At 70.0% G+C, this 24,515-nt stretch carries 27 protein-coding genes; 22 read left to right on the plus strand and 5 right to left on the minus strand.

Going from position 1 to position 24,515, the window contains the following annotated elements; genetic code table 11:
* The first annotated feature begins 1 nt into the window (after window position 1).
* The 11 genes from QN141_05300 (at window position 2) to moeB (ending at window position 9,477) form a co-directional block, all read left to right on the plus strand.
* Complete coding sequence (locus QN141_05300; GenBank protein MDR7557888.1) at window positions 2–559, plus strand: hypothetical protein; 558 nt, start codon at window positions 2–4, stop codon at window positions 557–559.
* Window positions 556–1,641: a cytochrome b N-terminal domain-containing protein gene (locus QN141_05305; protein MDR7557889.1), complete on the plus strand. Its 1,086-nt coding sequence runs from the start codon at window positions 556–558 to the stop codon at window positions 1,639–1,641. The genes QN141_05300 and QN141_05305 overlap by 4 nt, the downstream gene beginning before the upstream one ends.
* Window positions 1,628–1,831 carry a hypothetical protein gene (locus QN141_05310; GenBank protein MDR7557890.1) on the plus strand — a complete coding sequence of 68 codons (204 nt, stop codon included), beginning with the start codon at window positions 1,628–1,630 and terminating at the stop codon, window positions 1,829–1,831. The genes QN141_05305 and QN141_05310 overlap by 14 nt, the downstream gene beginning before the upstream one ends.
* Before the next feature lie 120 nt (window positions 1,832–1,951).
* Window positions 1,952–2,239: a metal-sensing transcriptional repressor gene (locus QN141_05315; protein ID MDR7557891.1), complete on the plus strand. Its 288-nt coding sequence runs from the start codon at window positions 1,952–1,954 to the stop codon at window positions 2,237–2,239.
* Between the two features lie 133 nt (window positions 2,240–2,372).
* On the plus strand, window positions 2,373–3,053 hold the full coding sequence (locus tag QN141_05320; protein MDR7557892.1) for a response regulator transcription factor: 681 nt from the start codon (window positions 2,373–2,375) through the stop codon (window positions 3,051–3,053).
* A 7-nt stretch (window positions 3,054–3,060) separates the two neighbouring features.
* On the plus strand, window positions 3,061–4,470 hold the full coding sequence (locus QN141_05325; protein ID MDR7557893.1) for an ATP-binding protein: 1,410 nt from the start codon (window positions 3,061–3,063) through the stop codon (window positions 4,468–4,470).
* Window positions 4,471–4,777: 307 nt separating this feature from the next.
* Window positions 4,778–5,236 (plus strand): BlaI/MecI/CopY family transcriptional regulator, encoded by a 459-nt coding sequence (locus tag QN141_05330; GenBank protein MDR7557894.1) that lies wholly within the window; start codon window positions 4,778–4,780, stop codon window positions 5,234–5,236.
* Between the two features lie 344 nt (window positions 5,237–5,580).
* Complete coding sequence (locus tag QN141_05335; GenBank protein MDR7557895.1) at window positions 5,581–6,717, plus strand: ABC transporter substrate-binding protein; 1,137 nt, start codon at window positions 5,581–5,583, stop codon at window positions 6,715–6,717.
* Complete coding sequence (locus tag QN141_05340) at window positions 6,714–7,493, plus strand: ABC transporter ATP-binding protein (GenBank protein MDR7557896.1); 780 nt, start codon at window positions 6,714–6,716, stop codon at window positions 7,491–7,493. Before QN141_05335 ends, QN141_05340 begins: the two co-directional genes overlap by 4 nt.
* Window positions 7,490–8,248 carry an ABC transporter permease gene (locus tag QN141_05345; protein MDR7557897.1) on the plus strand — a complete coding sequence of 253 codons (759 nt, stop codon included), beginning with the start codon at window positions 7,490–7,492 and terminating at the stop codon, window positions 8,246–8,248. Before QN141_05340 ends, QN141_05345 begins: the two co-directional genes overlap by 4 nt.
* Before the next feature lie 59 nt (window positions 8,249–8,307).
* Window positions 8,308–9,477 carry a molybdopterin-synthase adenylyltransferase MoeB gene (moeB, locus tag QN141_05350; protein ID MDR7557898.1) on the plus strand — a complete coding sequence of 390 codons (1,170 nt, stop codon included), beginning with the start codon at window positions 8,308–8,310 and terminating at the stop codon, window positions 9,475–9,477.
* Window positions 9,478–9,570: 93 nt separating this feature from the next.
* Here the strand turns inward: moeB and QN141_05355 are convergent, their stop codons facing one another.
* The 3 genes from QN141_05355 to QN141_05365 all read right to left on the minus strand — a co-directional run bounded on the left by QN141_05355 (window position 9,571) and on the right by QN141_05365 (window position 13,132).
* Entirely contained in the window at window positions 9,571–10,515 is a 945-nt protein-coding gene (locus QN141_05355; GenBank protein ID MDR7557899.1) for an ABC transporter permease subunit, read from the minus strand.
* A gap of 191 nt (window positions 10,516–10,706) precedes the next feature.
* Complete coding sequence (gene sfsA, locus QN141_05360; protein ID MDR7557900.1) at window positions 10,707–11,414, minus strand: DNA/RNA nuclease SfsA; 708 nt, start codon at window positions 11,412–11,414, stop codon at window positions 10,707–10,709.
* Entirely contained in the window at window positions 11,411–13,132 is a 1,722-nt protein-coding gene (locus QN141_05365; protein MDR7557901.1) for a glutamine--tRNA ligase/YqeY domain fusion protein, read from the minus strand. The genes sfsA and QN141_05365 overlap by 4 nt, the downstream gene beginning before the upstream one ends.
* A 341-nt stretch (window positions 13,133–13,473) precedes the next feature.
* Between QN141_05365 and QN141_05370 the strand changes: the two genes are divergently transcribed.
* The gene (locus tag QN141_05370) at window positions 13,474–14,091 is read left to right on the plus strand and encodes a PilZ domain-containing protein (protein ID MDR7557902.1); all 618 of its coding nucleotides are present in this window, start codon (window positions 13,474–13,476) and stop codon (window positions 14,089–14,091) included.
* On the opposite strand, the gene hpt is transcribed toward QN141_05370, so the two are convergent.
* Both hpt and QN141_05380 read right to left on the minus strand, forming a co-directional pair.
* The gene (gene hpt, locus QN141_05375; protein MDR7557903.1) at window positions 14,092–14,640 is read right to left on the minus strand and encodes a hypoxanthine phosphoribosyltransferase; all 549 of its coding nucleotides are present in this window, start codon (window positions 14,638–14,640) and stop codon (window positions 14,092–14,094) included.
* 2 nt (window positions 14,641–14,642) lie between these two features.
* Window positions 14,643–14,999: a hypothetical protein gene (locus tag QN141_05380; protein ID MDR7557904.1), complete on the minus strand. Its 357-nt coding sequence runs from the start codon at window positions 14,997–14,999 to the stop codon at window positions 14,643–14,645.
* A gap of 138 nt (window positions 15,000–15,137) precedes the next feature.
* Between QN141_05380 and QN141_05385 the strand changes: the two genes are divergently transcribed.
* The 10 genes from QN141_05385 to QN141_05430 all read left to right on the plus strand — a co-directional run bounded on the left by QN141_05385 (window position 15,138) and on the right by QN141_05430 (window position 24,462).
* Window positions 15,138–16,292: a HEAT repeat domain-containing protein gene (locus QN141_05385; GenBank protein ID MDR7557905.1), complete on the plus strand. Its 1,155-nt coding sequence runs from the start codon at window positions 15,138–15,140 to the stop codon at window positions 16,290–16,292.
* Window positions 16,293–16,320: 28 nt separating this feature from the next.
* On the plus strand, window positions 16,321–16,851 hold the full coding sequence (locus QN141_05390; protein ID MDR7557906.1) for a macro domain-containing protein: 531 nt from the start codon (window positions 16,321–16,323) through the stop codon (window positions 16,849–16,851).
* The gene (gene cutA, locus QN141_05395; protein MDR7557907.1) at window positions 16,848–17,183 is read left to right on the plus strand and encodes a divalent-cation tolerance protein CutA; all 336 of its coding nucleotides are present in this window, start codon (window positions 16,848–16,850) and stop codon (window positions 17,181–17,183) included. The genes QN141_05390 and cutA overlap by 4 nt, the downstream gene beginning before the upstream one ends.
* Window positions 17,184–17,190: 7 nt before the next feature.
* Window positions 17,191–17,976 (plus strand): 5'/3'-nucleotidase SurE, encoded by a 786-nt coding sequence (gene surE / locus QN141_05400; GenBank protein ID MDR7557908.1) that lies wholly within the window; start codon window positions 17,191–17,193, stop codon window positions 17,974–17,976.
* 74 nt (window positions 17,977–18,050) lie between these two features.
* Window positions 18,051–18,743, plus strand: coding sequence for a cell division ATP-binding protein FtsE (ftsE, locus tag QN141_05405; protein ID MDR7557909.1), 693 nt, complete (start codon window positions 18,051–18,053; stop codon window positions 18,741–18,743).
* Window positions 18,727–19,632: a permease-like cell division protein FtsX gene (gene ftsX / locus QN141_05410; protein MDR7557910.1), complete on the plus strand. Its 906-nt coding sequence runs from the start codon at window positions 18,727–18,729 to the stop codon at window positions 19,630–19,632. The genes ftsE and ftsX overlap by 17 nt, the downstream gene beginning before the upstream one ends.
* Window positions 19,629–20,798, plus strand: a complete 1,170-nt coding sequence (locus QN141_05415; GenBank protein MDR7557911.1) for a peptidoglycan DD-metalloendopeptidase family protein — start codon at window positions 19,629–19,631, stop codon at window positions 20,796–20,798. The genes ftsX and QN141_05415 overlap by 4 nt, the downstream gene beginning before the upstream one ends.
* 55 nt (window positions 20,799–20,853) lie before the next feature.
* The gene (locus QN141_05420) at window positions 20,854–22,281 is read left to right on the plus strand and encodes a S41 family peptidase (protein MDR7557912.1); all 1,428 of its coding nucleotides are present in this window, start codon (window positions 20,854–20,856) and stop codon (window positions 22,279–22,281) included.
* A gap of 2 nt (window positions 22,282–22,283) precedes the next feature.
* Window positions 22,284–23,177, plus strand: coding sequence for a divergent polysaccharide deacetylase family protein (locus tag QN141_05425; GenBank protein ID MDR7557913.1), 894 nt, complete (start codon window positions 22,284–22,286; stop codon window positions 23,175–23,177).
* A 13-nt stretch (window positions 23,178–23,190) separates the two neighbouring features.
* On the plus strand, window positions 23,191–24,462 hold the full coding sequence (locus QN141_05430) for a Glu/Leu/Phe/Val dehydrogenase (protein MDR7557914.1): 1,272 nt from the start codon (window positions 23,191–23,193) through the stop codon (window positions 24,460–24,462).
* Window positions 24,463–24,515: the final 53 nt, after the last annotated feature.

Raw genomic sequence — 24,515 nt, forward strand, 5'->3', positions numbered from 1 at the left:
GGTGGCCGCGTGGGCTGGAGTGCTCACGTTTCTGCTGGTCGGCGGGGCCGCGACGGGCGCGACGGCCCATAAGGGCAAACTCCCCGAGGACGCCCTGACCCTGGTCCGCCAGGCCTCGGGGCTGTTGGCTCAGAACCCCGCCATGACCGGGGAGGTGAAGGAGCGCCTCGAGGCGGTCCTCGAGTCGAAGAAGACCGCGGGGGTCAATCTGGGGCAGGTTAGAGAAGCGCTGCGGGCGCTGGACCGAGGCGACATCGCCGAGGCGCGGAGGCTGCTCATAGCTTCGATCGGACCCGCGGGACTGGTCAAACCTCCGGAAGGACCCGGTCGCTCCGTCTCGTCGCCGGCACCGGCCGCCACCGGCGCTGTGTCCCCGCCGGCGCCTGCCGTCCAGCCGCCGATGCCGCCGTCCGCGGATGTGGCGATGAAGATGGCCGAGCCCCTGCGGGTCAGATTCGCTCGCTCCCCCGTGGAAATTGCGCTGCTTGCCGCCGCGCTGGCGCTCATCGGGCTCGGCGCCACCTCGCTGCGGCGCGGCCGCGGGGAGGTGCACTCGTGACAACGAGAATCGAGCCGTGGCAAACAGAGCAGCCCGACGCGCGCCAGCGTGCGGGAGCATGGCGGGCGCTCGACGAGCGTCTGGGTCTCTCCGAATTGACATATCCCGTTCCCCGGCACGCCAACACCCTGGCGTACTCGCTGGGCGGAATTTCCCTGATCGGGTTCATCGTGCTGATCATTTCGGGCATCCTGCTGGCGCAGTACTACTCCCCCATGCCGCAGTTCGCCAACGACAGTGTGCGCGCGATGATGCAGGGGATGGGTCTCCAGCGGTTCGTGCGCGGCATTCATTACTGGGCGGCGCAGGTCGTGATGCTGGCCGTCGTGCTGCATCTGTTGCGGGTGTTCTTCACGGCATCGTTCAAGAAGCCCAGGGAGGCGAACTGGGTCATCGGCGTCGGGCTGCTGGCCACAACCATCGGTCTGTTCTTCACGGGGACGGTGCTGAAGTGGGACCAGGAGGGGTTCGAGGCCCTCGAGCACAACGTGGCGATCGGCGAACTGCTGGGAGGTCTGGGCCACTGGTTCGCGCACGCGTTTGCGCAGAACGTCCCCATTCTTGTGCGGCTGTACATCGCCCACGTCAGCATCCTGCCGGGAATCCTCATCCTTCTGCTGGCCGCGCACTTCTGGCTGATCCGGCGGCACGGTATCTCGGCGCGGCCCGGCCGTCCTGTAGGGGAGTACCTGCCGTTCTCGTCGCACCTGAAGCATCTGGGAAAGTACGCCCTGGTGCTTGTGGGCGTGGTGCTGGCGCTGGCGGTGCTGCTGCCGCCCATCGTTGGACCGGCGCCGGTTGAGGGCATCGAGGTCACCAAGCCACCGTGGCCGTTCCTGCCGTTGTTTGCCTTTGAGAACTGGATTGGCGTCCCGGGCCTGTTCTGGGTCAGCGTCGTAGCGTTTGCTCTGCTCCTGCTGGTACCATTTGTCGACCGTTCACCCGAGGTGCTCCCGGCGCGGCGCCGCCTGGCGATTGCCGTGGCCGTCGTGATCGTGCTGGCCCTGGTCGGGTTCGGCCTGCTGGCCTATCTCACGCCGGGCGCCGAGCACGTTGGAGGTGTGCTGCGTGCGTTCGCCTGAGCGCCGGCTGCCGTGGGCGTTTCTCGCCGCCTTCGCGGCGGCGACGCTCACCCAGGGCGTGGGCGCCAAGCTGGTCATCCGGCTGGTGAATGGTTCGCTGCCTGATGTGATCCTCCCGGGACTCGCGATCCTCGCTGGCGCATATGCCTTGCTGGTCATCGGCCTGGTCCGCCTGGTGGGGGATCGGTGAGAGCATGAGGTTCCCGGAAGACGGACTGCCCGACGAGCCAGCGGGCGACCGTGTCGTGCTCATCCTCTTGCTGCTGGCGGCGGCGGCCTTCGCGATCATGCTTATCTGGCTGGTGGCGCGATGACGGCGCCCTCCGTCTCCTCCGTCTCAACCCGGCTGCGCGTCATCCAGGGACACCTGCAGGCCGTGGACCGGCTGGTCGCGCAGGGCCGCACGCTGGAGGCCGTCGCGCAGCTGCGGGCCGTGCGGGCCGCGTTGGGGGCTGTGACCGCCCAGATCTGTCGGCACCACATGCTTCGCTGCCTCCGGGCGGGGGCATCGTCGCCGGAGGTGGACGACCTCCTGACGGCATTCCGGGCCGCCGCGGGCCGAACCCACCGGCGTCGCGGATCCCGCTGCGCCGCGTAGCCTTCTCCTGCAATGCGAGAACCTCCCCGGCCGAATCGCTGGCCCCGAATTCGGAATCGCGATACCCTAGAGCACGGGCCGTGTGCCGGTCGGCGTATCCAGGGCGAGGCGGGCGACAGGGAGGGGAACGGCGGTGAAGATCCTGGTGGTGGATGATGAGGAGACGATGGTCCGGTCGCTGTCCACGCTGCTCGCGCAGGAGGGGTACGAGGTGGTCGTGGCCGCCGACGGGGTACAGGCGCTGGACGCCGCACGCGCCGAACGCCCCGACCTCATCCTGCTGGATGTGATGTTGCCGGGAATGGACGGTCTGGCCGTGTGCCGGCAGATCCGCTCCTGGTCCGTCGTTCCCATCATCATGCTGACCGCCAAGACGGCCGAGGTGGACAAGGTGGTGGGGCTGGAGGTGGGTGCGGACGACTACGTGACCAAGCCCTTCAGCTCCCGCGAGTTGGTCGCCCGGGTGAAGGCGCAGCTGCGGCGGGCTCAGATGCAGGGCCAGTACGCGCAGCAGGAGCGGCTTGCCGCCGGGGACGTCGAGATCGACGTGGGCCGCCGCCAGGTTACCGTCGCCGGAAAGGAGGTCGCCTTCTCCCCGAAGGAATTCGACCTGCTGAGGGTGTTGGTCAGCCACGCCGGCCGTGTGCTCGGTCGCGACTTTCTCCTCAACAGCGTGTGGGGCCAGGATTTCTTCGGCGATACGCGCACGCTGGACGTCCACATTCGCTGGCTCCGGGAGAAGATCGAAGACAATCCCAGCAAGCCCGCCCGTATCGAGACGGTGCACGGCGTGGGCTACCGCTTCCGCGTGTAGACGTCCCATGTTCCGCCGGATCCGCTGGAGGCTGCTGGCCACCTACCTGATCGTTGTGTCTTCCGCCCTGGTCTTCCTGGGCGTGCACCTGGCGCGGCAGTTCGAGGCGGCGTTCACGGAGCAACTCAAGGTCGATCTCCTCGACCTGGCCCGTCTCATGGCGATCAATGCGGTCGAAGGACTCGGTTCGGGCGACGTCGAGGCCATTGCCCGACATCTTCAGCGCGCGCATCACGCGGCGGACAGTCCCCTCGTCATGGTCACGGATGCGGAGGGCGTGATCGTGGCCGTGCAGGGCCTGCCGGAGGTCGCGATCGGAGCCCGGGCACTGGCACATCCCAGCGTGCCCGAGGCGCTGGGCGGCAAAGAGGTCACAGGCGTTGGCGCGGTGCCAGGAAGCGGCGAAGCAGTCTATGCCGCGGTGCCGGTGCGCACGGGCGCCCGCCTCCTGGGAACGGTGCACGTCGCCCGCCCGCTGACCTACCTCCATGCGCAGATACAGCATCTCCGCTGGGTCGTGGCCTGGGGCACGGTCGTGGCGCTGCTCATCGCGACGGGGGTGGGGCTGCTCCTTGCCCGCAGCATCGCGGCGCCAGTACAGCAGATGCAGCTTGTGGCCGGCCGGCTGGCCGCCGGCCGGTTGAGCGAACGCGTGCCGGTGCAGACCCGCGACGAGCTCGGCGACCTGGCCCGATCGCTGAACTACATGGCCAGCGAACTGGAGCGCATCGATTCGATGCGCCGGGCCTTCGTGGCCGACGCGGCGCACGAGCTGCGCACCCCGGTGGCCAACCTCGCCGTGGCCGTCGAGGCCCTGAAGGCGGTGCTCGAGAGGCACCCGGATCAGGCGGCCCCGGTAGCCGGCGACATCGAGCGCGAGGTGGCGCGGCTGCGCCGCCTGGTGGAGGACCTGCTCGATCTCTCCTTGGTCGACGCCGGGCAGGTGCGGCTGAATCTCACCGCTGTGTCGCCGGCCGATCTGCTCCGGCGCGCTGCGCAGCCATTTCAACCCCGTGCCGAGCGATCCCGCATTACGCTCAAGCTTGAGATCCCCCCGCGTCTCCCCGCGGTGAAGGCGGATGCGGACCGGACGATCCAGGTCTTGAGCAACCTCCTGGACAACGCCTTCAAACACACGTCCCCCGGGGGAACCGTGACGGTCGGCGCCGCGGAACGCCGCGGCCACGTGCTGCTCAGCGTCGCGGATACAGGGCCGGGGATCCCGGAATCGGAGCTGCCGCATATCTTCGACCGGTTCTACAAAGTGGACAAGGCGCGGGCGGGCGGAGGAGGCGGAGCCGGGCTGGGCCTGGCCATCGCCAAGCGCCTCGTCGAAGCTCAGGGCGGCATTATCATGGTGGAAAGCAACCCGGGTCAGGGCACCCGCTTCATGGTCGCGCTGCCCAAGGAGGGATAAGCAGCCTCGCCCGGTGATCCACGTGTGCTGCTCTGGCCGGATGGTGCGGTGGCGACCTCCGGGGAAGGCGGATCGGATGGCGTGCACTATCCTCCGGCGTCCTGCACCTGTTTCAACTCTGCCGGACCTTGCTGCAGATCCCGCCGCTCCCCTCTCCGGCGCTGAGCATGGTCGCATCTGGTCGGCCGGGCCGCCCGTCGCGCCCTGGTCTTCGTCCCGATGATGATATGCTTTGACGCGGCGCCGGCAGGAGCACTATATTCTGTAGTGTTCGACCTGGCGGAGGATCCGACGAGGAGATGCGGAGATGTCCAAACGAGCGGCGGGGTGGGTCTTTCGCGCGCGCGGGCGCGGGTTGACCTGCGTGCTGGGCTCCCTCGAGGCCGAGGTGATGGAGGAGGTGTGGCGCCAGGGCGAGACGACCATCCGGCGGGTCTGGGACGCGCTGGCGAAGCGGCGCCCGATCGCCTTCAACACCGTGATGACCGTCATGAACCGTCTGGCCGAGAAGAGGATCCTCGTCCGACGAGGGCACCGCGGGGCCTACCGGTTCGCGGCGCGGGAGCCGCGCGACGCGTTCATGGCCAGGGTCTCCCGCGAGATCGCCCAGGGTCTGGTCCGTGACTTCGGGGACTATGCCGTCGCCCAGTTCGTGACGGCGGTGTGGGACGTCGATCCGGCGAAGCTCGAAACGCTACGGCGCGCGCTCGCCGACCAGGAGCGGGAAGGAACCCGCCGGGCTCGAGAAGGACGCGTGGCGGGGTGACTTCGGGCGGTGGCTCTGGGGCAGAGTCAGCCCGTTGGCCCGATCTAATCGAAGTCATTCGACCAGGGCGTCGCCGCCCCCGGCGCAATCTTGCCAGGGAGCCTCGGATGTGCTATGCAAGGGGTAACCTCTGTCATGAACGTGATGGCGTGAGCATCCCAAGATCTGTCTCTATCAGCCACGAGTGGGCCTTCCCCAGCCGCCCGCGCGAGTGCATCTGTCTTCCGCGAAGGCGTACTGCCTTCGCGCCCTCCGAATAGCTCGGTTCCTCCGCAGGTAATTCACGGCATCTGGTCGGCGCTGTCGCGCCGGTTGACCTGCCTTGTTGTACGGAGGTGGAGCAGATGCACGAGAACAGAAATTTGCCCATGGCTTTTCGCTCCAAGGTAGCGCGGGAAGATTGCTGCCGCGATGCGGCAGGTGTCCGGCCGTCCGCTGCGTCGACCACCGGTTCAGCGATCGATACCGCGCGGTTTCCCAGGCGTGAGCTCTTACGCCGGGCGCTCCGCACCGCGGCGGCGGCCGCGGCCCTTTCGCTGCTTCCGCGTCCGGTCGGCGCTCAGGCCCCCCGGAAGATCCGGCTGGGCTTCTGCAGCCAGGTCCTCTGCATCATCCCCTATGAGGTGGCGCGCAGCCAGGGTTTCTACGCCGGAGAAGGCCTGGACGTCGAGCTGGTGTACTTCCGCGGCGGGACGGCGGCCATGCAGGCGCTGATTGGCGGGGCGATCGACTACGCGGCGACCTCGTATGACGTGTCGGTGGCCGCCTTCGGACGCGGCGCCGATATCGTGAGCTTCTTTACGACGGGGCGGCTCCCATTCTTTGCCCTCGCGGTGGGGCCGAAGACCGCCGCGGCCATCCGCGGCCTTCCGGATCTCGCGGGCCGCACCGTCGGCGTCTCCGCCGCCGGCAACGCCGACCATCAGCTGTCGATCTATCTCCTGCGCCGCGCCGGGATCGATCCGGCCGCCGTGCGCTTTGCCGTGCTCGGTCCCAATCTCTACGAGGCGCTGCGCGTCGGGCACGTGGACGCGGGGATGGTGCAGGAGCCGGCCACGACGCTGATCGCGCGGGCGGGCGGCCGGGTCCTGGTCAACCTGATGGATCCGGCGCAGGCGGATCGCTACCTGGGAGGTCCCTACGCCCACATGGGAGTCGCGGTCCGGCGGCAGGAGTGGGACAGCCGCCGCCAGGAGATGCAGGCGCTGGCGCGGGCGCTGCGCCGGTCGCTGCGGTTCATGCGCATTGGCACGCCCCGCCTGCTGGTGGACGCTCTCCCGCCGGACCTGATCGCCGGGGGGGACCGCGCGCTGCTGGAACAGATCCTGGCGCGCCGCCGGCGCGTGTTGTACACGGACGATGGCCGCATCGCGCTCGACGCCGTCCGCCGGGTGGCCGAGGTCGCGCGCCAGGCCGGAGCCCTGCCCGTGAACGTGGATGTGACCCGGCTGATCACGTACGGCATTCTGGACAGTCTGTGAACGCGCTGGAGATCCGCGACCTCACGGTGACCTACGGCGGTCACGTGGTCCTCCGCCGGCTGTCCCTACAGGTGCCCGCCGGGAGCTTCCTCAGCCTGGTCGGCCCTTCAGGGTGCGGCAAGAGCACCCTGCTGCGGGCGATCGCGGGCCTGCTCCCCCCGGCGGAGGGCGAGATCGTCCTCTTTGGCCAGCCCGTGCATCGCTGCTCTCCTGCCGTGGGCATGCTCTTCCAGGAGGATGCGCTGCTGCCCTGGAGGACGGCCCGGGAGAACGTGGCCTTGGGATTGCGGTTTCGAGGGATGCCAACCGACCGCGCCCGTCAGGAAGCCGAGCGGTGGCTGGATCGTCTGGGTCTGCGGGCGTTCGCCGATCACTACCCGCACGAACTCTCCGGCGGCATGAAGCAGCGCGTGGCGCTGGCCCAGGTGCTGGCGCCCCGGCCGCGGCTGCTGCTGATGGATGAGCCCTTCGCCAGCCTGGACGCCATCCTCCGACACCTGGTGCAAGCGGACTTCCTCTCCCTGGTCCGGGAGACGGGCGTGACCGTGCTGCTGGTGACGCACGATCTCGAAGAGGCGCTGCTGCTGTCCGAGCAGGTGGCGCTGATGTCCGCGGGCCCGGGGGCCCGCATCACGCACCTGCACCGGGTGCCCTACGGCTATCCCCGAGATCTCGCCGCGGTGCGCGCGCTGCCGGCCTTCGGGCAGCTCTTGCAGGAGGTCTGGACGCAGCTGCAGCGGGAGGCAGGCCGGATGGGATGGGAGGTGCCGGCATGAGGCGCGCCGGGACGCTGCTGGCTGTCCTCACCGTCTGGGAGGCGGCGGCCCGGCTGGGCTGGATCAGTGCGCTGCTCACGCCGCCGCCGACGCAGATCCTCGAGGTCCTCCTCGAGGCGTTGCGCCGCGGGCAGATCTGGCCGCACCTCGCCGTCACATTGACCGAGGCCGTCGGGGGCCTCCTTCTGGGCCTCGCCGCGGGCGCGGTGCTCGGATTGGGGGCCGCGCTGCTGCCCGCGGTGGCGGAGGTGCTGCAGCCGGCCATGACCCTGCTGAACGCCATCCCCCGGGTGATCCTGGCCCCCTTGTTCGTGATCTGGTTCGGGATCGGCGCCGGCTCGAAGGTGGCGCTCAGCTTTCTCCTGGTGGCGGTGACCGTATTCTTCGCGGTCTATTCCGGCATCCGGCACGTGGATCCGCGGCTGATCGATCGGGTGCGCACGCTGGGCGGAGGCGGACGGGACGTGATTCGCGAGGTCTACCTCCCCTCCGTGATGGGCTGGTTGCTCAGCAGCCTGAAGATCGCGGTGGGCTTTGCGTTCACCGGGGCCGTGGTGGGCGAATTCGTGGCGAGCAGCCGCGGACTCGGTTACCTCCTGTCGTTCGCCCAGAGCACCTACAACGCGGCGATGACCATCGCCCTGATTGTGGTCGTGGTCGCGGTGACCTTTGTGATCTTCATGGGATTCGAGTGCCTGGAACGCGCCGCCTTTCGCTGGCGGCGGCCGCGGAGGGCTGCCGGGTCGCTGGAGTGAGGGGAGTCGACGGTGCGCCAGAACGGGATTCTGATTCTGTAGTAGCGGAGAGCAGCGACATGTCGACGGTCGTCCGGAAGGGATCCGTCCTGTCACGGGAGCAACTGGAGCGCTACGCGCGGCAGATCATCCTCGAGGAGCTCGGCGTCGCCGGCCAGCGCCGGCTGCTGGAGAGCAAGGTCCTGATCGTCGGCGCGGGCGGGCTGGGCAGCCCGGTGGCGCTCTACCTGGCCGCGGCCGGCGTGGGGACGCTGGGCGTGGTGGACGGCGACCGCGTGGACCTCACCAACCTGCACCGGCAGGTGCTGCACTACACCCACGACGTCGGCCGTCCCAAGACCCAGTCGGCCCGCCGCACCCTGGAGGACATCAACCCCGACGTCACCGTGGTCCCCTACCAGACGGTGCTCAGCAGCGACAACGCCCTGGACATCCTGCGCGACTACGACGTGGTGGTCAACGGCAGCGACAACTTCCCCACCCGGTACCTGGTGAACGACGCCGCCGTCTTCCTGCGCAAGCCCCTGGTGGACGCCAGCATCCTGAAATGGGAGGGGCAGGCCACCACCTTCCTGCCGGGCTCCGGGTGCTACCGCTGCCTGTTCCCGACGCCGCCGCCGCCGGGCGCCGTGCCCTCCTGCGCCGAGGGCGGGGTCATCGGCGCGCTGGCCGGCTTCATGGGGACGCTGCAGGCGCTGGAGACGGTGAAGCTCCTGCTTGGACGGGGGGACGTGCTGGTCAACCGCCTGCTGATCTTCGACGCCCTCTCCGGCGAGGTCCGCACCCTGCGCTGGAACCGCAACCCGAACTGCCCGGTGTGCGGCGACCATCCCACGATCACCGCGCTGATCGACTACGAAGCCTTCTGCGGCGTGCCCACGCCGGCTGAACCTCGTCCTCCGGCAGCCATCCCTTCCGTTCCGGAGGTGAGCGTCGCCGAGACCCAGATGATGATGGAACGCGGCGAGGCCGTGCTGATCGACGTCCGCGAGCAATGGGAGTGGCGCACTGCGCGGATCCCCGGGGCCGTCTTGATTCCCCTGGGGGAGATCTCGCGGCGCGCGGACGAGATTCCAGCGGGCGGGACGGTGATCGTGTACTGTGCGACCGGCCGGCGGAGCGCCATCGCGGTGGAAACCTTGCGTCGAGCCGGTCATCAGGGCGCGCTCAACATGGCCGGTGGCATCGTGGAATGGATGAACCAGGAGTATCCGGTGGAGTCCGGCTGATTCAGCACAGCAATCCGCAGGTGGGGCCGTCGGTGCCGTTCTCGCCGCTGGCACTATTGCCTGCGGGCCGAGGCTACCGCCGGAGCCGGGGGTTCAAGATTCCCTCGAGCGCGAACCCGGTAAAGGCAAAGCCCAGCACGGCCATGGTGATGAGGAGCCCGGGCGGGATGACCCACCACTTCCAGGCCCCGCCCAGGAAGGCGCTGCGCACCTGCGCGTAGTACAGCGTGGCGCCCCAGGATTTCGCGGGCGGATCGCCCAGGCCGAGAAAGGACAGCGAGGCTTCGATGAGGATCGCCCCGCTCGCGGCCAGATGAACTGCGCCAGCGCCAGGGACAGCACGCCCGGCAGGATGTGGCGGCGGAGAATCCGGCCGGAAGAGGCGCCCAGCGCCCGCGCCGCATCGACGAACTCCAGTGCGCGCAGGGAGAGCACCTGCGCCCGCAGCACCCGCGCCGGCCGGGCCCAGACCAGCGCGCCGATGACGAGGACGATGTTCCACAGCGACGGCCCGAGGTAGGCCGCCAGCAGGATCATCAAGGGAAGGAACGGGATGACGAGCACGACGTCCACGAGCCGCATCAGCACGGCATCCGCCCACCCGCTGAAGTAGCCCGCCACCACGCCCACCACCGTACCGATGGAGATGGCCGCGGCGGCGGCCAGGAAGCCGATCGTCATGGAGATGCGGATCCCGTAGATCAGCTCGCTATGAGCGTCGCGTAGCGCATGATGGCCCAGCGAGGCGATGTCGAACCTCCGGCCACGCCGCCAGACGGCGGCCAGCCCCCAGACGATGCCGGCCAGCGTGGCCAGCAGGAGCCAGGGGATCGGCTCGTTGTTGTTGTCCGGATAGAACAACGGGTCGAAGACTAACGTCATCAGATTCCAGCCGGGATAGCCGCTCTGGTACGTGTAAGGATTCAGCCACCCTTCGTCACGGGTAATCGCCGGACGCACCGGGCCCACCTGCGCCGTGCCCGGCGCCAGCAGCAGGGTGGCCGCCAGCGCCGCCGCCACCAGCCGCCATCGTTTCACGCCACCACCTCTCGTCGCCAGTCTCCCTACGGGCAGTAGTGGACGTTCGGTCGCGCCCCGCCCCGCGGCTTCCTGTCGGCGCAAGGGACCCGTGTCGCGCGTCCGGCAGGATCCTCTCCCCACACGTGAGCTGGAGGGCAGCTCCCTGGTCCCCGCCGGCAGGCGGGGAGCCGTGGCGGAGTGGGGACGGTTCAGTTCGTCCGCACCGCGATCCGTCGCAGGACGACAACCCGTCGAGGGGTGATCCGACAGGTATAGGCCGCCAGCATGACGCCGCGCGCTGCGGCCCGCCGTGCCGCGCGGGCGAAGGCCGGGTCGGCTTCCACGAAGGGTCGCAGCAGGCGCGCATCGTCGCGCAGGACGAACCACACCACCGCGGCCCGCCGTCCCCTGGCCGCCGCCCGGGCCAGCGCTTCCAGGTGGCGGGCCCCGCGACGCGTCGGCGCGTCGGGAAACAGGGCGACGCCGCCGTCCACGCGGTTGCAGGACTTGGTTTCGACGAGGCAGCGGCCGCGGCGGCTCCGCAAAACGAAGTCGATCCGGCCCCCGCCGAAGGGCACCTCGCGCCGCCAGACCGCGTACGCCCTGAACGCGGCCAGGGCGCGTCTGCGGAGGGCGGCCTCGAACAGACGGTTCGGCCACCGCGCGTCCATGCCCACCCAGCGACCCCCGTGGCGGACGAGGAGGAGGGTACCGGCGGTGCGTCCCGGCCGGTGGGTCAGAAGCGCCATCCCCCGGGTGCCCGGTCGGAGCAGCTCCGTCATCCGTCCCGAGTTCGGCAGGTAGAGGTAGAGCCGCCGGTCGCGGCGGCGGGCCAGGACGGCGAAGCGGTTGACCCGGCGGATGATCCGGACGGCGACCAGCGGCCGGGGCAGGGGGACGGTGACCGGCCCGCTCACGCCGTTCTGGTTCTGGCTTCCACCTTCGCCCAGGAGTCGCGCAGCGTGATGATCCGGTTGAAGACCAGGGCTTCCGGCTTCGAGTCCACCGGGTCCTGCCAGAAGTAACCCAATCGCTCGAACTGGTAGCGGGTGTCAGGAGAATCGGAGAGCACGCTGGGCTCGACATACCCCCGGGTGATGACGAGCGAGTCCGGACGCAGGTAGTCGGTGAACTCGCCCCCGGCGGCCTCGGGATCGGCCACGGTGAAGAGGTGATGGTACAGGCGCATCTCGGCGGGGAGGGCGTGGCGGGCCGAGACCCAGTGGATGGTCCCTTTCACGCGACCGTCGGCCGGCCGGGCGCGCAGGGTGGCCGGATCGTAGCTGCAGCGTAGTTCGGTGACCGCGCCGGCGGCGTCTTTGATCACCTCGTCGCAGCGGATGACGTAGGCATGCCGGAGTCGGACGCGTCCGCCGGGAGAGAGGCGGTGAAATCCCGCGGGCGGGTGTTCCATGAAGTCATCCCGGTCGATGAACAGCTCACGGCAGAAGGGGACCGGACGGGACCCTTCGCGGGGCACATCGTGGGGCCAGTACGGAGCGTCGATCTCCTCGGTCCGGTCCTCCGGGTAGTTGGTCAGGACCACCCGCAGCGGCCGCAGCACGGCGAGCACCCGGGGGGCCCGCAGGTTGAGGTCGTCGCGGATGGCGGCCTCGAAGGCGGTGATGTCCACCCGGCTGTTGGTCTTCGCCACCCCCACGCGGGTGACGAATTCGCGGATGGCCTCCGGGGTAACCCCGCGCCGGCGCAGCCCCGACAGCGTGGGCATGCGCGGATCGTCCCACCCGCGCACGTGGCCGCCCTCCACCAGCCTGATCAGCTTGCGTTTGGAGAGCACGGTGTAGTCCAGATTGAGCCGGGCGAACTCATACTGGTAGGGGCGGGGGGAGGGGGGCAACCCGCACTTCCCCCGCAGGTTCTCCAGCAGCCAGTCGTAGATCGCCCGGTTGTTCTCGAACTCCAGGGTGCAGAGGCTGTGGGTGATGCCTTCGACGGCGTCGGAGAGGGGGTGGGCAAAGTCGTAGAGGGGGTAGAGGCACCAGCGGTCGCCCGTGCGGTAGTGCCGGGCGTGGACGATGCGGTAGAGCACCGGGTCGCGCAGCTTCATGTTGCGGCTGGTCAGGTCGATCTTCGCCCGCAGCACGTGGGCCCCGTCGGGGAACTCGCCGGCCCGCATCCGGCGGAAGAGGTCCAGATTCTCCTCGACGCTCCGGTCGCGATAGGGACTGGGTCTGCCCGGCGTGGTGATCGTCCCCCGGTAGGCGCTGATCTCCTCCTCGGAGAGGCTGTCCACGTAGGCCTTGCCGTCTGCGATCAACTGCTCGGCGCAGGTGTACAGCCACTCGAAGTAGTCTGAGGCGTACCGCTCGCTGGCCCACTGGTAGCCCAGCCACTGGATGTCGCGCTTGGCCGCCTCGACGTACTCGATGGACTCCGTCTCCGGGTTCGTGTCGTCGAAGCGGAGGTTGCACCGCCCGCCGTAGTCCAGGGCCAGCCCGAAGTTCAAGGCGATGGATTTGGCGTGCCCGATGTGCAGGTAGCCGTTGGGCTCGGGCGGGAACCGGGTGACGACCTCCCGGTAGCGTCCCGCGCGGAGGTCCTCGTCGATGATCTCGGTGATGAAGTTGGCGCCGACCCGGCGCGGAGCGGACCGCCGCTCCGTCTCGGTGCTCACGCGCTAACAATACCCCCAGTGCGGCGCAGGTTCAATCCGCCTCGCGCGCGGCGGATGAAATCGACGAAGACAGGCCGAGAGCGCCGAGCAGGGCAGGACGAAGAGTTCTGCAGCGGTAAAGCTCCACCCTTCCCGGTGACGGCGTGGCATCCACCTTGCTGGTGATCTCCCCGCGCCTGCCGCCGCTCGTCTAGGAGCGCCCGGGGCGGGGCAGGCCAAGACATGGGATTGCTCGGGGGAACAACTCAGGAACTCCTGCGACGCAGCGGTGGAAGATTTCCCACCCTGCGTCGCCGCGTGCCTGTGCGTCCTGCAGACCGCTGACGGGGAAGGAGGGCCGGATGTATCGGCCCAGAGTGGGTGAGCGTGTCATGGTCGAGATCCTGCCGGCCGGCGAGACCTATGCCGGCGAGGTGCAGGAGATCGCCGACGAGCATCTGATCCGCCTGGCCGTTCCCCTCGCGGAGGACGGGCCCCTCCCCGACGATGCCGACGTGCGCGTCACCTTTGTCCGCAAGGACGGGCTCTACGAGGAAGCAGGGCGGGTGCGGGAGATCGAGAGAGTCCCCGAGGGGCGGATCACCATCCATCTGGAGGGGGAGGCGGTGCGCACCCAGCGCCGCGACTTCGTCCGCCGCGACGCCAGCCTGAACGCCGAGTTGACGTGGAACGCCCAGGTCCAGCGCTGTGTGACGAAGGACGTCAGCGGCGGCGGGGTCAGCCTGCTCTTTGGCCAACCGCCGCCCTTCGCCGAAGGCGCGCAGTTCACCGTCGTGCTGAACATTCCCGACGGGCGCCAGCCCATCCGGGCGCAGTGTCAGGCGAAGTACGTGCGGGAAGTCCTGCGCGGGTCGCGGTACCTCGTGGGCAGCCAGTTCCTCCAGATCGCCGAGGATGACCGCCAGCGGATCGTCCGGTTCGTCTTCCGGCTGGAGTTGAGTCAGAGGCGGCTGCGGTAGTCAGGGCGTCGCCGCGAGGACCTCGGGCTTGAGCACCCCGATGTAGGGCAGGTTGCGGTACAGCTGCCGGTAGTCCAGCCCGTAGCCCACGACAAAGGTGTCGGGGACCTCGAACCCGCGGTACGTGATGGGCAGGGTGTCCACAATTCGCCGGGCGGTCTTGTCCAGCAGCGTGCAGATGCGGAGGCTGGCCGGGTCCCGGGCGCGCAGGGTCCGCAGGAGGTAGGCTGCGGTCAGCCCCGTGTCGATGATGTCCTCCACGAGGAGGACGTGCCGGCCGCTGATCTCTTCGTCCAGGTCTTTGATCAACCGTACCGCCCCCGAGGTGGCCTGCGCCGAGCCGTAGGAGGTGATGGCCATGAAGTCCAGGGCCACCGGGATGGTCATGGCCCGGGTCAGATCGGCCACAAAGTACAGCGCTCCCTTCAGCACGCTGACCAACAGGGGCGGCGTCTCCGCGTAGTCGGCCGAGATAGCTGCAGCCAGTTCGCCTACCCGCGTCCGGATCTCCGCCTCGGAGAACAGCACGCGGTCGATGTGGTCGTGCAGCGTCATCGAGCCAGCCCGTACTTGAAGAGCAGGCTGCGGTAGTCGCGGCCGTAGAAGATCTTAAGTTTTACTTCGGGATACAGTTCGCGCAGGCGGCGGACCTTGCGGTTCTTCCGGGTGACCAGGCTCTGTTTGAGCGTGGTCAGCTCGATGTAGAGGTCGAAATCGGGCAGGTAGAAGTCGGGGCTGAAGCTCTCCGTGACGCGCCCCTCGGCGTCGCGTTCCAGAGGGAAACTGCGCGGCTCGTACTCCCAGCGGATTCCGTAGAAGTCCAGCAGGCGGGCCAACTCTTCTTCGGAGGCGTGGGCGAAGCGAGGTCTGGTGGATGGGGCGTCGCGCAGCTCCGTGCGATCAGCCACCGTGGTGCGCCTTCACCTCCCGCCGTCAGCGACCGTATTTCCGACCTAGTATAGCCCCGTCGGGAGGAACATTCAAGCAGAGGAGACTTCCGGCCCCGGCCAGAAGTCATTTAAGATATCAGCAGGAGGAAGGCGTTCATGCCCGAGGCCGTCCCGGATACCGATCTCGAGCGGTGGATCCTGCGCCTGCGCAGCGCGGATGTCACCGTCCGCAGCGACGCCGCGCATCAGCTCGGCAAACTGGGGGACGAGCGCGCCGTGGCGGCACTGGGGAACGCCCTGCAGGACTCCGACGAGTACGTGCGCAAGAGCGCGGTCATGGCGCTGCGCCGCATCGGCGGCACGGCGGCCATGGAGGCGCTGCGGACCGCCCTGGCCGACCGCTCCGAGCAGGTGGTCCTCCAGGCCGTGAACGGGCTCCGCGACATGCGCGATGCAGGGGCGGTGGAGCCCCTGATCCGGGTCCTGGCCCGCCGGGAGCGCTCGCTCCAGCTGGCGGCCACCGACGCCCTGATCCGGATCGGGGCCGAGGCGGTCGGGCCGCTCATGGAGGCGTTCAAGGACCGCAACCTCCGCCGGCGGATCGGCAACCAGGTCTGGAAGATTCTGGTGGACATGGGCCCGCGCGCCATCGATCCGCTGCTCCAGATGATCAGGGATGAGAACCAGTACGTGCGGGTCACCGCCATCTCGGTGCTCGGCCGCATCGGGGACAAGCGGGTGGCCGGACCGCTGACCCACCTCTTCCTGGACGACCCCCGTATGCAGGAGGGGGTGGTGACGACGATCGCCCGGCTGGAGGAACGCGGGGTCCTGGAGGTGCCCCAGACCGCGGACCGCGAGGTCTCGCTGCCGCGCGAGGTGGTGGACGGACTGCAGGAGCGTCCGCGGGAGGATGTGACCAAGCAGCTCGTGGAGGCCCTGGAGAATCCCAGCGGCAAGGTCCGCCGCTTTGCCCTGAAGGCGCTCTTCGCCCTCCTGGGGGAGGGGGCGCTGGACTATCTGGTCAAGGCGCTGGCCGACGAGGATGTGGACGTGAAGCGGCTGGCCATCCGGATCATGGCCCGCCTGCGGGACAAGCGGGTCGTGGACCCTCTGGTCCAGCTGATTCTGCACGACGGCGAGCAGGTGGAGGAGGCGGCCTGGAACACCCTCAAGGTGCTGACCGGTCTGCGGGAGTATGAGGAGTTGCGCGCCCGCGTGGCCAAAGAGCGCGCCGGCACCCGCCCGCAGGTGCGCAAGTTCACCCGGGACAAGGACATCTCGCCCGACTGGTGGAGAGAGCAGGACTAACCCGATCCCTGTCCGCGGCCGCCGCCTGGTGAGGGCCGTGGAGCGCCGCATCGGCCGTACCGTCCTCTCCGTCCATCAGGGCGACATTACGCGGCTCCAGGTCGACGCCATCGTGAACGCCGCGAACACGCACCTCTGGATGGGCGGCGGGGTGGCGGGGGCGATCAAGCGGGCGGGCGGGGTCGAGATCGAACGAGAGGCGGTCCGCCTGGGCCCCGTCGCCGTGGGGGAGGCGGTGGCCACCCATGCCGGGCGGCTGCCGTGCCGCCACGTCATCCATGCCGCGACGATGGGGCCGGATCTCGTGACCAGCGCGGAGGCGATCCGCAACGCCACCCGATCCAGCCTGCGACTGGCCGACGCCCTGGGCCTGACCTCGCTCGCCTTCCCCCTGCTGGGCACCGGCGTCGGCGGGTTTCCGCCGCAGGAGGCGGCGCGACTCATGGTGGCGGAGACGGTGGCCTATCTGCAGGGGGGCAGTTCGCTGGCGGCGATCGTCTTTGTCGGGTTCACCGCGGAGGCGGCGGAGGCCCTGGCCAGAGCTGTGGAGGAGGCGTGAGGGAGCACATCGTGGTCTTGGTGACGGCCCCGTCGCGCGAGGAAGCCGAGCGGATCGGTCGCGCGGTGGTGGAAGACCGGCTGGCCGCCTGCGCCAATGTGGTGCCGGCTGTCGCCTCCACCTACTGGTGGCGGGGCGCGGTGGAGCAGGCCGGGGAGGCGCTGCTCGTCCTGAAAACCTGCCGGGACCTCCTGGAACCGCTGGGGCGTCGCGTCCGTGCCCTCCACAGCTACACCGTTCCCGAGGTGATTGCGCTGCCCATCGCGGGGGGCAATCCCGACTATCTCCGGTGGATCGACGAGTCGGTGCGCGCACCCGGGGGGGAGCCCTGAGGGCGTCGTGCGTGTCCTGATCACCAACGACGACGGCATCGCCTCGCCGGGGTTGGCCGCGCTGGTCCGTGCCTTCGACCGGCTGGCCGAATGCTTCGTCGTCGCGCCGGAGCAGGAGCGCAGCGCCACCGGGCACGCCATCACGCTGCACAAACCGCTGCGGGCCGCACCCGCGACCATCGCCGGGTCCCCGGCCCGCGCCTGGTCGACGAACGGCACCCCCGCGGACTGCGTGGCCCTGGGCATCCTCGACCTGCTGGAGGCGCGGCCCGACGTGGTCGTCTCCGGGATCAACGTCGGCCCCAACATGGGTCGGGATCTGACCTACTCGGGCACGGTGTCCGGGGCCATGGAGGGGGCGATCTTCGGGATCCCCAGCATCGCCGTCAGCATCGCCGCCTTCCGCAACCCGATCTTCACCCCCGCCGCGGAGTTCGCCGTCCACCTGGCCCAGGCCATCGGGCGCCACGGGCTGCCGGAGGACACCCTGCTCAATGTCAACGTCCCGAACCTGCCGCGGGAGGAGATCCGCGGCGTGGCCATCACCCGTCAGGGCACCAGGCGGTACGTCAGCCGGCTGGAGAAACGCACCGACCCGCGGGGCCGGGTCTACTACTGGTTGACGGGGGACCCGGCGCCGCAGCCGGACGAGGCGGGCACCGATTCCTGGGCGCTGACCCAGGGGCTAATCTCCGTCACGCCCATCGGATTGGACCTGACCAGCGAGCGCCTGCGCGCCGAACTGGCCCGGTGGGCCCTGCAGGTGCCGGGAGGAGAACCCACCGCGCCGTAGAACCAACCTCCCGCGCCGCGCCCGGCGTGGCGTTCTGAATCCATCGCCGCAGACGTCGGACCTTTCGTCGGAGCATGGGGACGGTCCAACTTCAGAACGTCAGCAAATTCTACCCCAACGGCGTCGTCGCGTTGCGCGACGTCACCCTGCGAATTGAGCGCGGCGAGTTCGTCTTCGTCGTCGGTCCCACCGGCACCGGAAAATCGACCCTGCTGAAACTGATCTACCGCGAGGAGACCCCCACCGGCGGGCGGGTCTTCGTCGACGGCCGCGACGTGGGCCGCCTGCCGCCGCGGGGGGTGGCGCGGCTGCGGCGGGGGCTGGGGGTCATCTTCCAGGATTTCAAGCTGTTGCCGGCGCGCACCGTCTACGAGAACGTCGCCTTCGCGTTGCGCGTCACCGGCGTCCCCTCCGGCGAGATCCACCCCCGGGTGATGCGCGCCCTGGATCTGGTCGGTCTGGCCGACCGGACGGAGGCCTTCCCCCACGAACTCTCCGGGGGCGGCCAGCAACGGGTGAGCATCGCCCGGGCCATCGTGAACGATCCGCCGCTGCTGCTGGCCGACGAGCCGACCGGCAACCTGGACCCGGACTCCTCCTGGGAGATCATGCAGATCCTGTCCCGCATCAACCGGCGCGGGACCACGGTGATCATGGCCACCCACAACAAGACCGTCGTGGACCTCCTGCGCCGCCGCGTCGTCCAGCTGTCTGCCGGCCAGGTCGTCCGGGACGAGTTCCGGGGGCGGTATGGCCCGGACGCGTAACCCCGCCGTGGCGGAGACCGCCGCCTCCTTCGTGGCCGACGCCTGGGCCAGCTTCCGGCGCAACGGGCTCATGACCGCAGCGGCGGTGACGACGATCACCGTGGCGTTGCTGGTCGTGGGGACGGCCGTCCTGGTCGGTCTCAATCTGGAGAAGGTGGCGCGCGCCGTGGAAGGCCAGGTGCAGGTGGTGGCCTTCCTCCGCGACGGCCTGCCGCCGTCCGATATCTCCAGGACGCGGGCCGCGGTGGCCGCCCTGCCGGGGGTGCGGTCGGTGCGCTTCGTCGGGCGGGACGCCGCCCTGGAGCGGCTCCGGAAGCAGTTGGGGGGAGGAGCGGCCTTCGCCGACCTGGTCTCGACCAATCCCCTCCCGGACTCCCTGGAACTGACCCTGGCCGACCCGAAGCAGGCGCCCGCCGTGGCCCGGGCGGCGGCGCAACTGCCGGGGATCAGCGACGTCGGATACGGCGGAGAGGTGGTGGACCGCCTCCTGGCCCTGACCCGCGGCGTGCGGGTGCTGGGAGCGGCGCTGACCCTGTTTCTGACCGCGGTCGCGCTGGTCGTCGTCGTCAGCACGATCCGCCTCACCATCATCGCCCGCAGGCGCGAGATCGAGATCATGCAGCTCGTCGGCGCCACCCGCTGGTTCGTGCGCTGGCCCTTTCTGATTGAAGGGGTCCTCCAGGGAATGGCCGCCGGTGCGCTGGCCTCGGCCGTCCTGGCCTCCGCCTACGCCCTCGGCATCGCCCGTGTTCAGGGCGCCATGCCGTTCCTCCCCGCGGCTTCCATTGCGGAGGCGGCGGGTCCCCTGATCGTCTGGGTAATGGTCACCGGTGTCGCCGTCGGGGGCGCCGGCAGCCTCATCGCCATCCGCCGCTTCCTGGCCTCATGACACCGTCCGTCCGCAGGCGCCTCGCCGCCGGTTTCCTGGCCATGTTCCTGGCCGTCCCGCCCGCATCGGCCGCGGCGGAGACCGCCCCTGCGACGGTCTCGCCGGCGACGACCGCGCCCGCCGGGGGTCGGGCCCAGCTCCGCCGCTTGCTGGACCGGTTGAGCCGGTCGCGACACCGCCTGCGGGAGGTGAAACGGGCGGAACGGCGCGTCCTCTCGGCCCTGGAGGACATCGATCGCTCCCGGGAGGCCACCGAACGACGGCTGGCCGAGCTGGCGCAGGAGCAGGAACGCTCGAAGGCGGAGGTGCAGAAGGCCGCGACGCATCTGGCCGACCTCGAACGCCGGCTGGCCGCGCACCGGGCGCGCCTGGGTGGGCGGCTGCGGACGATCTACCTGTACGGGCGGACCGGGTATGTGGACGTTCTCCTCGGGGCGGGCGACGTCGGCGAGTTCGTCACGCGCTGGCAGTTCCTTTCGACCATTGTGGGCGCCGACGCCCGGTTGATCCGCGAGTACGCGGAGGATGTCGAGGAGTCGCAGGCCTGGCTGGCGGTGCTGCGCCAGCAGCAGGCCCGCCTCGCCGCCGTCGCCGCCGAGACGGAGGCCCGGCGCCGCGAGGTGGTCGCGGAGGAGCGCGCCAAGCGCACCGTGCTGGCCCGCCTCCAGGAAGAGCGCGCCGCCTTCGAGCGGATGGTCGCCGAGCTGGAGGAGGACTCGCGCCAGCTGGAGGCGCTGATCCGGCGCAGCCAGGGTGCGCCGCGCAGCGTGGCGCTCGCCCGCAGCCTGGCCGGTTTCATCTGGCCCGCCCGCGGCGTCTTCACTTCTGGGTTCGGCATCCGGCGCCATCCCATCTTCCGCATCCGACGGATGCACACCGGGCAGGACATCGCGGCGCCCTACGGCTCGCCCGTGCTGGCCGCAGGGGACGGCCGGGTGATCTATACCGGCTGGTTCGGCGGGTACGGGAAGATCGTGGTGCTCGATCACGGCGACGGCCTCTCCACGCTGTACGCCCACCTCTCCGCGATCCTCGTAGGGGTGGGGCAGGCCGTACGCCGGGGGCAGGTGGTCGGACGGATCGGCAGCACCGGCTACAGCACCGGGCCGCATGTCCACTTCGAGGTGCGGGTGCAGGGCCGGCCGATCGACCCGGCCCGCCGGTGAGCCGATGCCCCGCCCCAGGTCGCCGGTTGGACGCCGGGCGGGTAGAATGATGGGCGTGAACACTTCGCTACCCCTCTCGCGTCGCCTCATCGTCACGGCGGTGCTGGTGGTGGTCCTGGCCCTGGTCGGGGCGATCATCGCCCAGACCGCGCCCGACCCCCGGCGCCAGGGTCGCGCGCTGCTGGACGCCGTCGTCCGCCAGGTCCAGCAGACCTTCATCCGCCGCGTCGCCGACGACCAGCTTTACGCCGGAGCGACCAAGGCCCTGCTGGAGGAGGCCGGCACCGCCTGTGCGCGGCGGGTGACCGCGCCGCAGCCGACCGGCACCGGGCGCGCGCGGTTCTATGCGCTGCTGGACCGGGTAGAGGCGCAGTGCGCCGACCCCCAGCGCGGCCCGGACGCGCTCTACCTGGCCGCAGCCAAGGGCATGTTGGAGGCGCTCGGGGACCAGTACACCCGTCTGATGGACCCCCGCGCCTACCAGATGTTCCTGCAGGACACCCAGGGATTCTTCTCGGGCATCGGGATCTACATCGACGTGAAGGACGACTACCCCATCGTGGTGCAGCCGATCGCCAACACCCCGGCGGCCCGAGCGGGGTTGAAGGCTGGCGACCGCATCGTGGTCGTGGACGGCGTGGCGACCAGGGGGATGTCGCTGCAGGAGGCGGTGACGCGGATCCGCGGCAAGGAGGGGACCCCCGTCCGGCTGCGCATCCGGCGCGGCGAGGCGGAACTGGACGTCACCATCGTCCGCGCCCGGATTCAGATCACGGCCGCGGAGGGACCGGAGAGCCTGGACGAGGCCACGCGCCAGGAGCTGGCGCGCCAGCGGATCGGCTATGTGAAACTCATCACCTTCAACCACGAGCGGGCCGTGGAGGAGTTCGACCGCGTGGTGGAGCAGGCCCGGCGCGACGGCGCCAGGGCGCTGATCTTCGACCTGCGCACCAACGGCGGCGGGCTTCTCGACCAGGCCATCCGCGTGGCCAGCCGCTTCCTGCCCACGGGTCAGCCGATCCTCCACCTCTACGATCGAAACGGCCGCCGGGCCTCGGAGCGCTCCCGGCGTGGGGCGAAGATCGCCCTGCCCACGGTGGTGCTGGTGAACGAGTTCTCGGCCAGCGCCTCCGAGATCGTGGCCGGGGCGCTGCAGGACAGCGGGACGGCCACCATCGTCGGCGTCCATACCTTCGGCAAGAACCTCATTCAGTCCATCGTCGACCTGCCCATGGGCGCCGGCGCCGCGATCACCTCGGCGAAGTGGGTCACCCCCCGGGGGCAGGACATCAGCGGGAAGGGGTTGACCCCCGACGTCGTGGTGGGGGAGCCGGAGGAGCGGCTGCGCGCCACCCTCAAGGGGCGGCCCGAGGCGGAGGTGGAGCAGCGCCTGGCGCAGATGCGGGCCGAGCAACTGCGCCGCGCCGTGGAGATCCTCAGGCAGAAACTCCAGCGCAGCCTCCGCCTGCCTGCCGCGGCATAGCGATGGCCCGTCGGCGCCGGGGGTCTTCTGCGCTGGCGTGGATCGCCGCGGCCGCCGCCGTCCTGGCGATGGGGGTCGCGCTGGGGCTGGCCGCCGCCGCGGGACTGGTACGGTGGGGGGCGGAGGCGCCTCCGCCGGTTCCGGCCCGGCCGCCGGTCGGGCCCCGGACCCTCCCTGCTGCGCCTCCAGGCGCGCCCGCCCCACGGACTGTTCCGGAGCGGACGCCCGCGCCGCCGGTCGGGCGGGCGGCGATCATCTTCGACGATGCCGGGGGTAGCCTGGAGGACCTGGAGCAGATCATCGCCCTGGGGAGGCCGGTGACGGTCGCCGTCCTGCCCGGGCTGCGCTTTTCGCGGGAGGTCGCCGAGCGCGCCCGCGCCGCCGGATTGGAGGTGTTCCTGCACCTGCCCCTCGAACCGGAGGATCCCACCAAGACCCTCGGCCCCGGTGGCATCACCACGGCGATGTCCGAAGCGGAGATCGAGCGCGCCGTGCGGGCCGGCCTGGACGCCGTTCCCCAGGCGGTCGGCGTGAACAACCACATGGGCTCGAAGGGCACCGCCGACCCCCGGGTGATGCGGGCCGTGCTGCGCGTGGTGCGGGAGCGCAACCTGCGCTTCGTGGACAGCGTCACCTCTCCCCGCAGCGTGGCCGCGGCCATGGCCGCGGAGATGGGTATCCCCGTCGCCTCGCGCCAGGTCTTTCTGGACAACGAGAACGATCCCGCCGCCATCCGGGCCCAGCTGCGCCGCCTGATCCGCCTGGCCCGGACGACGGGCGAGGCCGTGGCCATCGGCCATGCCCAGCGGGTCACGGCGCAGGTGCTCCGGGAGATGCTGGGAGAATTCGATACGGCGGGTATCGAGCTCGTGCCGGCGTCGGCGCTGGCGCGCTGAGGAGGACATCCCCATGGCCGCTCAGGCCGCCGTGATCGCCCCGAGGGAAGACGCCTGGGAAGTGGCGCTGCGCCAGTTCAACCTCGCCGCCGATTACCTCCCGCTCAAGCGCGGGATCCGCGAGTTTCTGGCCTACCCCAAGCGCGAACTCACCGTGAACTTTCCCGTCAAGATGGACGACGGCTCGGTGCGCATCTTCACCGGCTACCGGGTCCACCACAGTACCGTGCTGGGACCCACCAAGGGAGGCATCCGGTATCACCCGGAGGTCACCCTGAACGACGTGCGGGCCCTGGCCATGTGGATGACCTGGAAGTGCTCCGTCCTGGGACTGCCCTACGGTGGGGCGAAGGGCGCCGTGGTCGTCAACCCCAAGGAGCTCTCCAACGACGAACTGGAGCACCTCACCCGCCGCTATGCCACCGAGATTAGCCTGCTGATGAGCCCGGAGGGCGACATTCCCGCGCCGGACCTGGGGACGAACGCCCAGATCATGGCCTGGATCATGGACACCTACAGCATGCACCGCGGCCACTCCACACCCTCCGTGGTGACGGGCAAGCCGCTGGCCATCGGCGGTTCCTACGGGCGCGCCGAGGCGCCCGGGCGCGGTGTGTGGCTGGTGGCGCGGGAGGCCTGCCGGCGGGTGGGGATCCCCCTGGACGGAGCGGCGGTGATCATCCAGGGGTTCGGCGCCGTCGGGTCCACGGTCGCCTCTCTCCTCCACGACCACGGGTGTCGCATCGTGGCCGTGTCCGACAGCAGCGGCGGGGCTTACAACTCCCGGGGGATCGACCCCCGGGCGCTGCGGCGCCACAAGGACGAGCACCGGACCGTTCAGGGGTTCCCGGGCACCGAGCGCGTGACCAACGCCGAGATGTTGGAGCTCCCCTGCGATATCCTCGTGCCGTGCGCGGTCCAGGGCCAGATTACCGGAGAGAACGCCCCCCGCCTCCGCACCCGGATCGTCGTCGAAGGCGCCAACGGCCCCCTCACCCCTGATGCCGACCGCGTCCTGGCCGAGCGCCGGATTCTCGTCGTCCCCGACATCATCGCCAACGCCGGCGGCGTCATCGTCTCCTACTTCGAGTGGGTGCAGGGACTGCAGCAGTTCTTCTGGACGGAGGAGGAGGTCAATCGGAACCTCGAGCGCATCATCCTGCGCAGTTTCCACCAGGTGATGGCCACGGCGGAAGAGAAAGGCACGACCCTGCGCACCGCGGCACTGATCCGAGCCATCGGCAGGGTGGCGGACGCCCTGATGACCCGGGGGATCTACCCCTAAAGCCGACGGCCGGGGTCCACAAAGGGAGCGGCTCCTCCCCCCGCGTCCGTGAG

The sequence above is a fragment of the Armatimonadota bacterium genome (assembly GCA_031459765.1).
In the GTDB taxonomy this organism is placed as follows: Bacteria; Sysuimicrobiota; Sysuimicrobiia; order Sysuimicrobiales; family Kaftiobacteriaceae; genus Kaftiobacterium; species Kaftiobacterium secundum.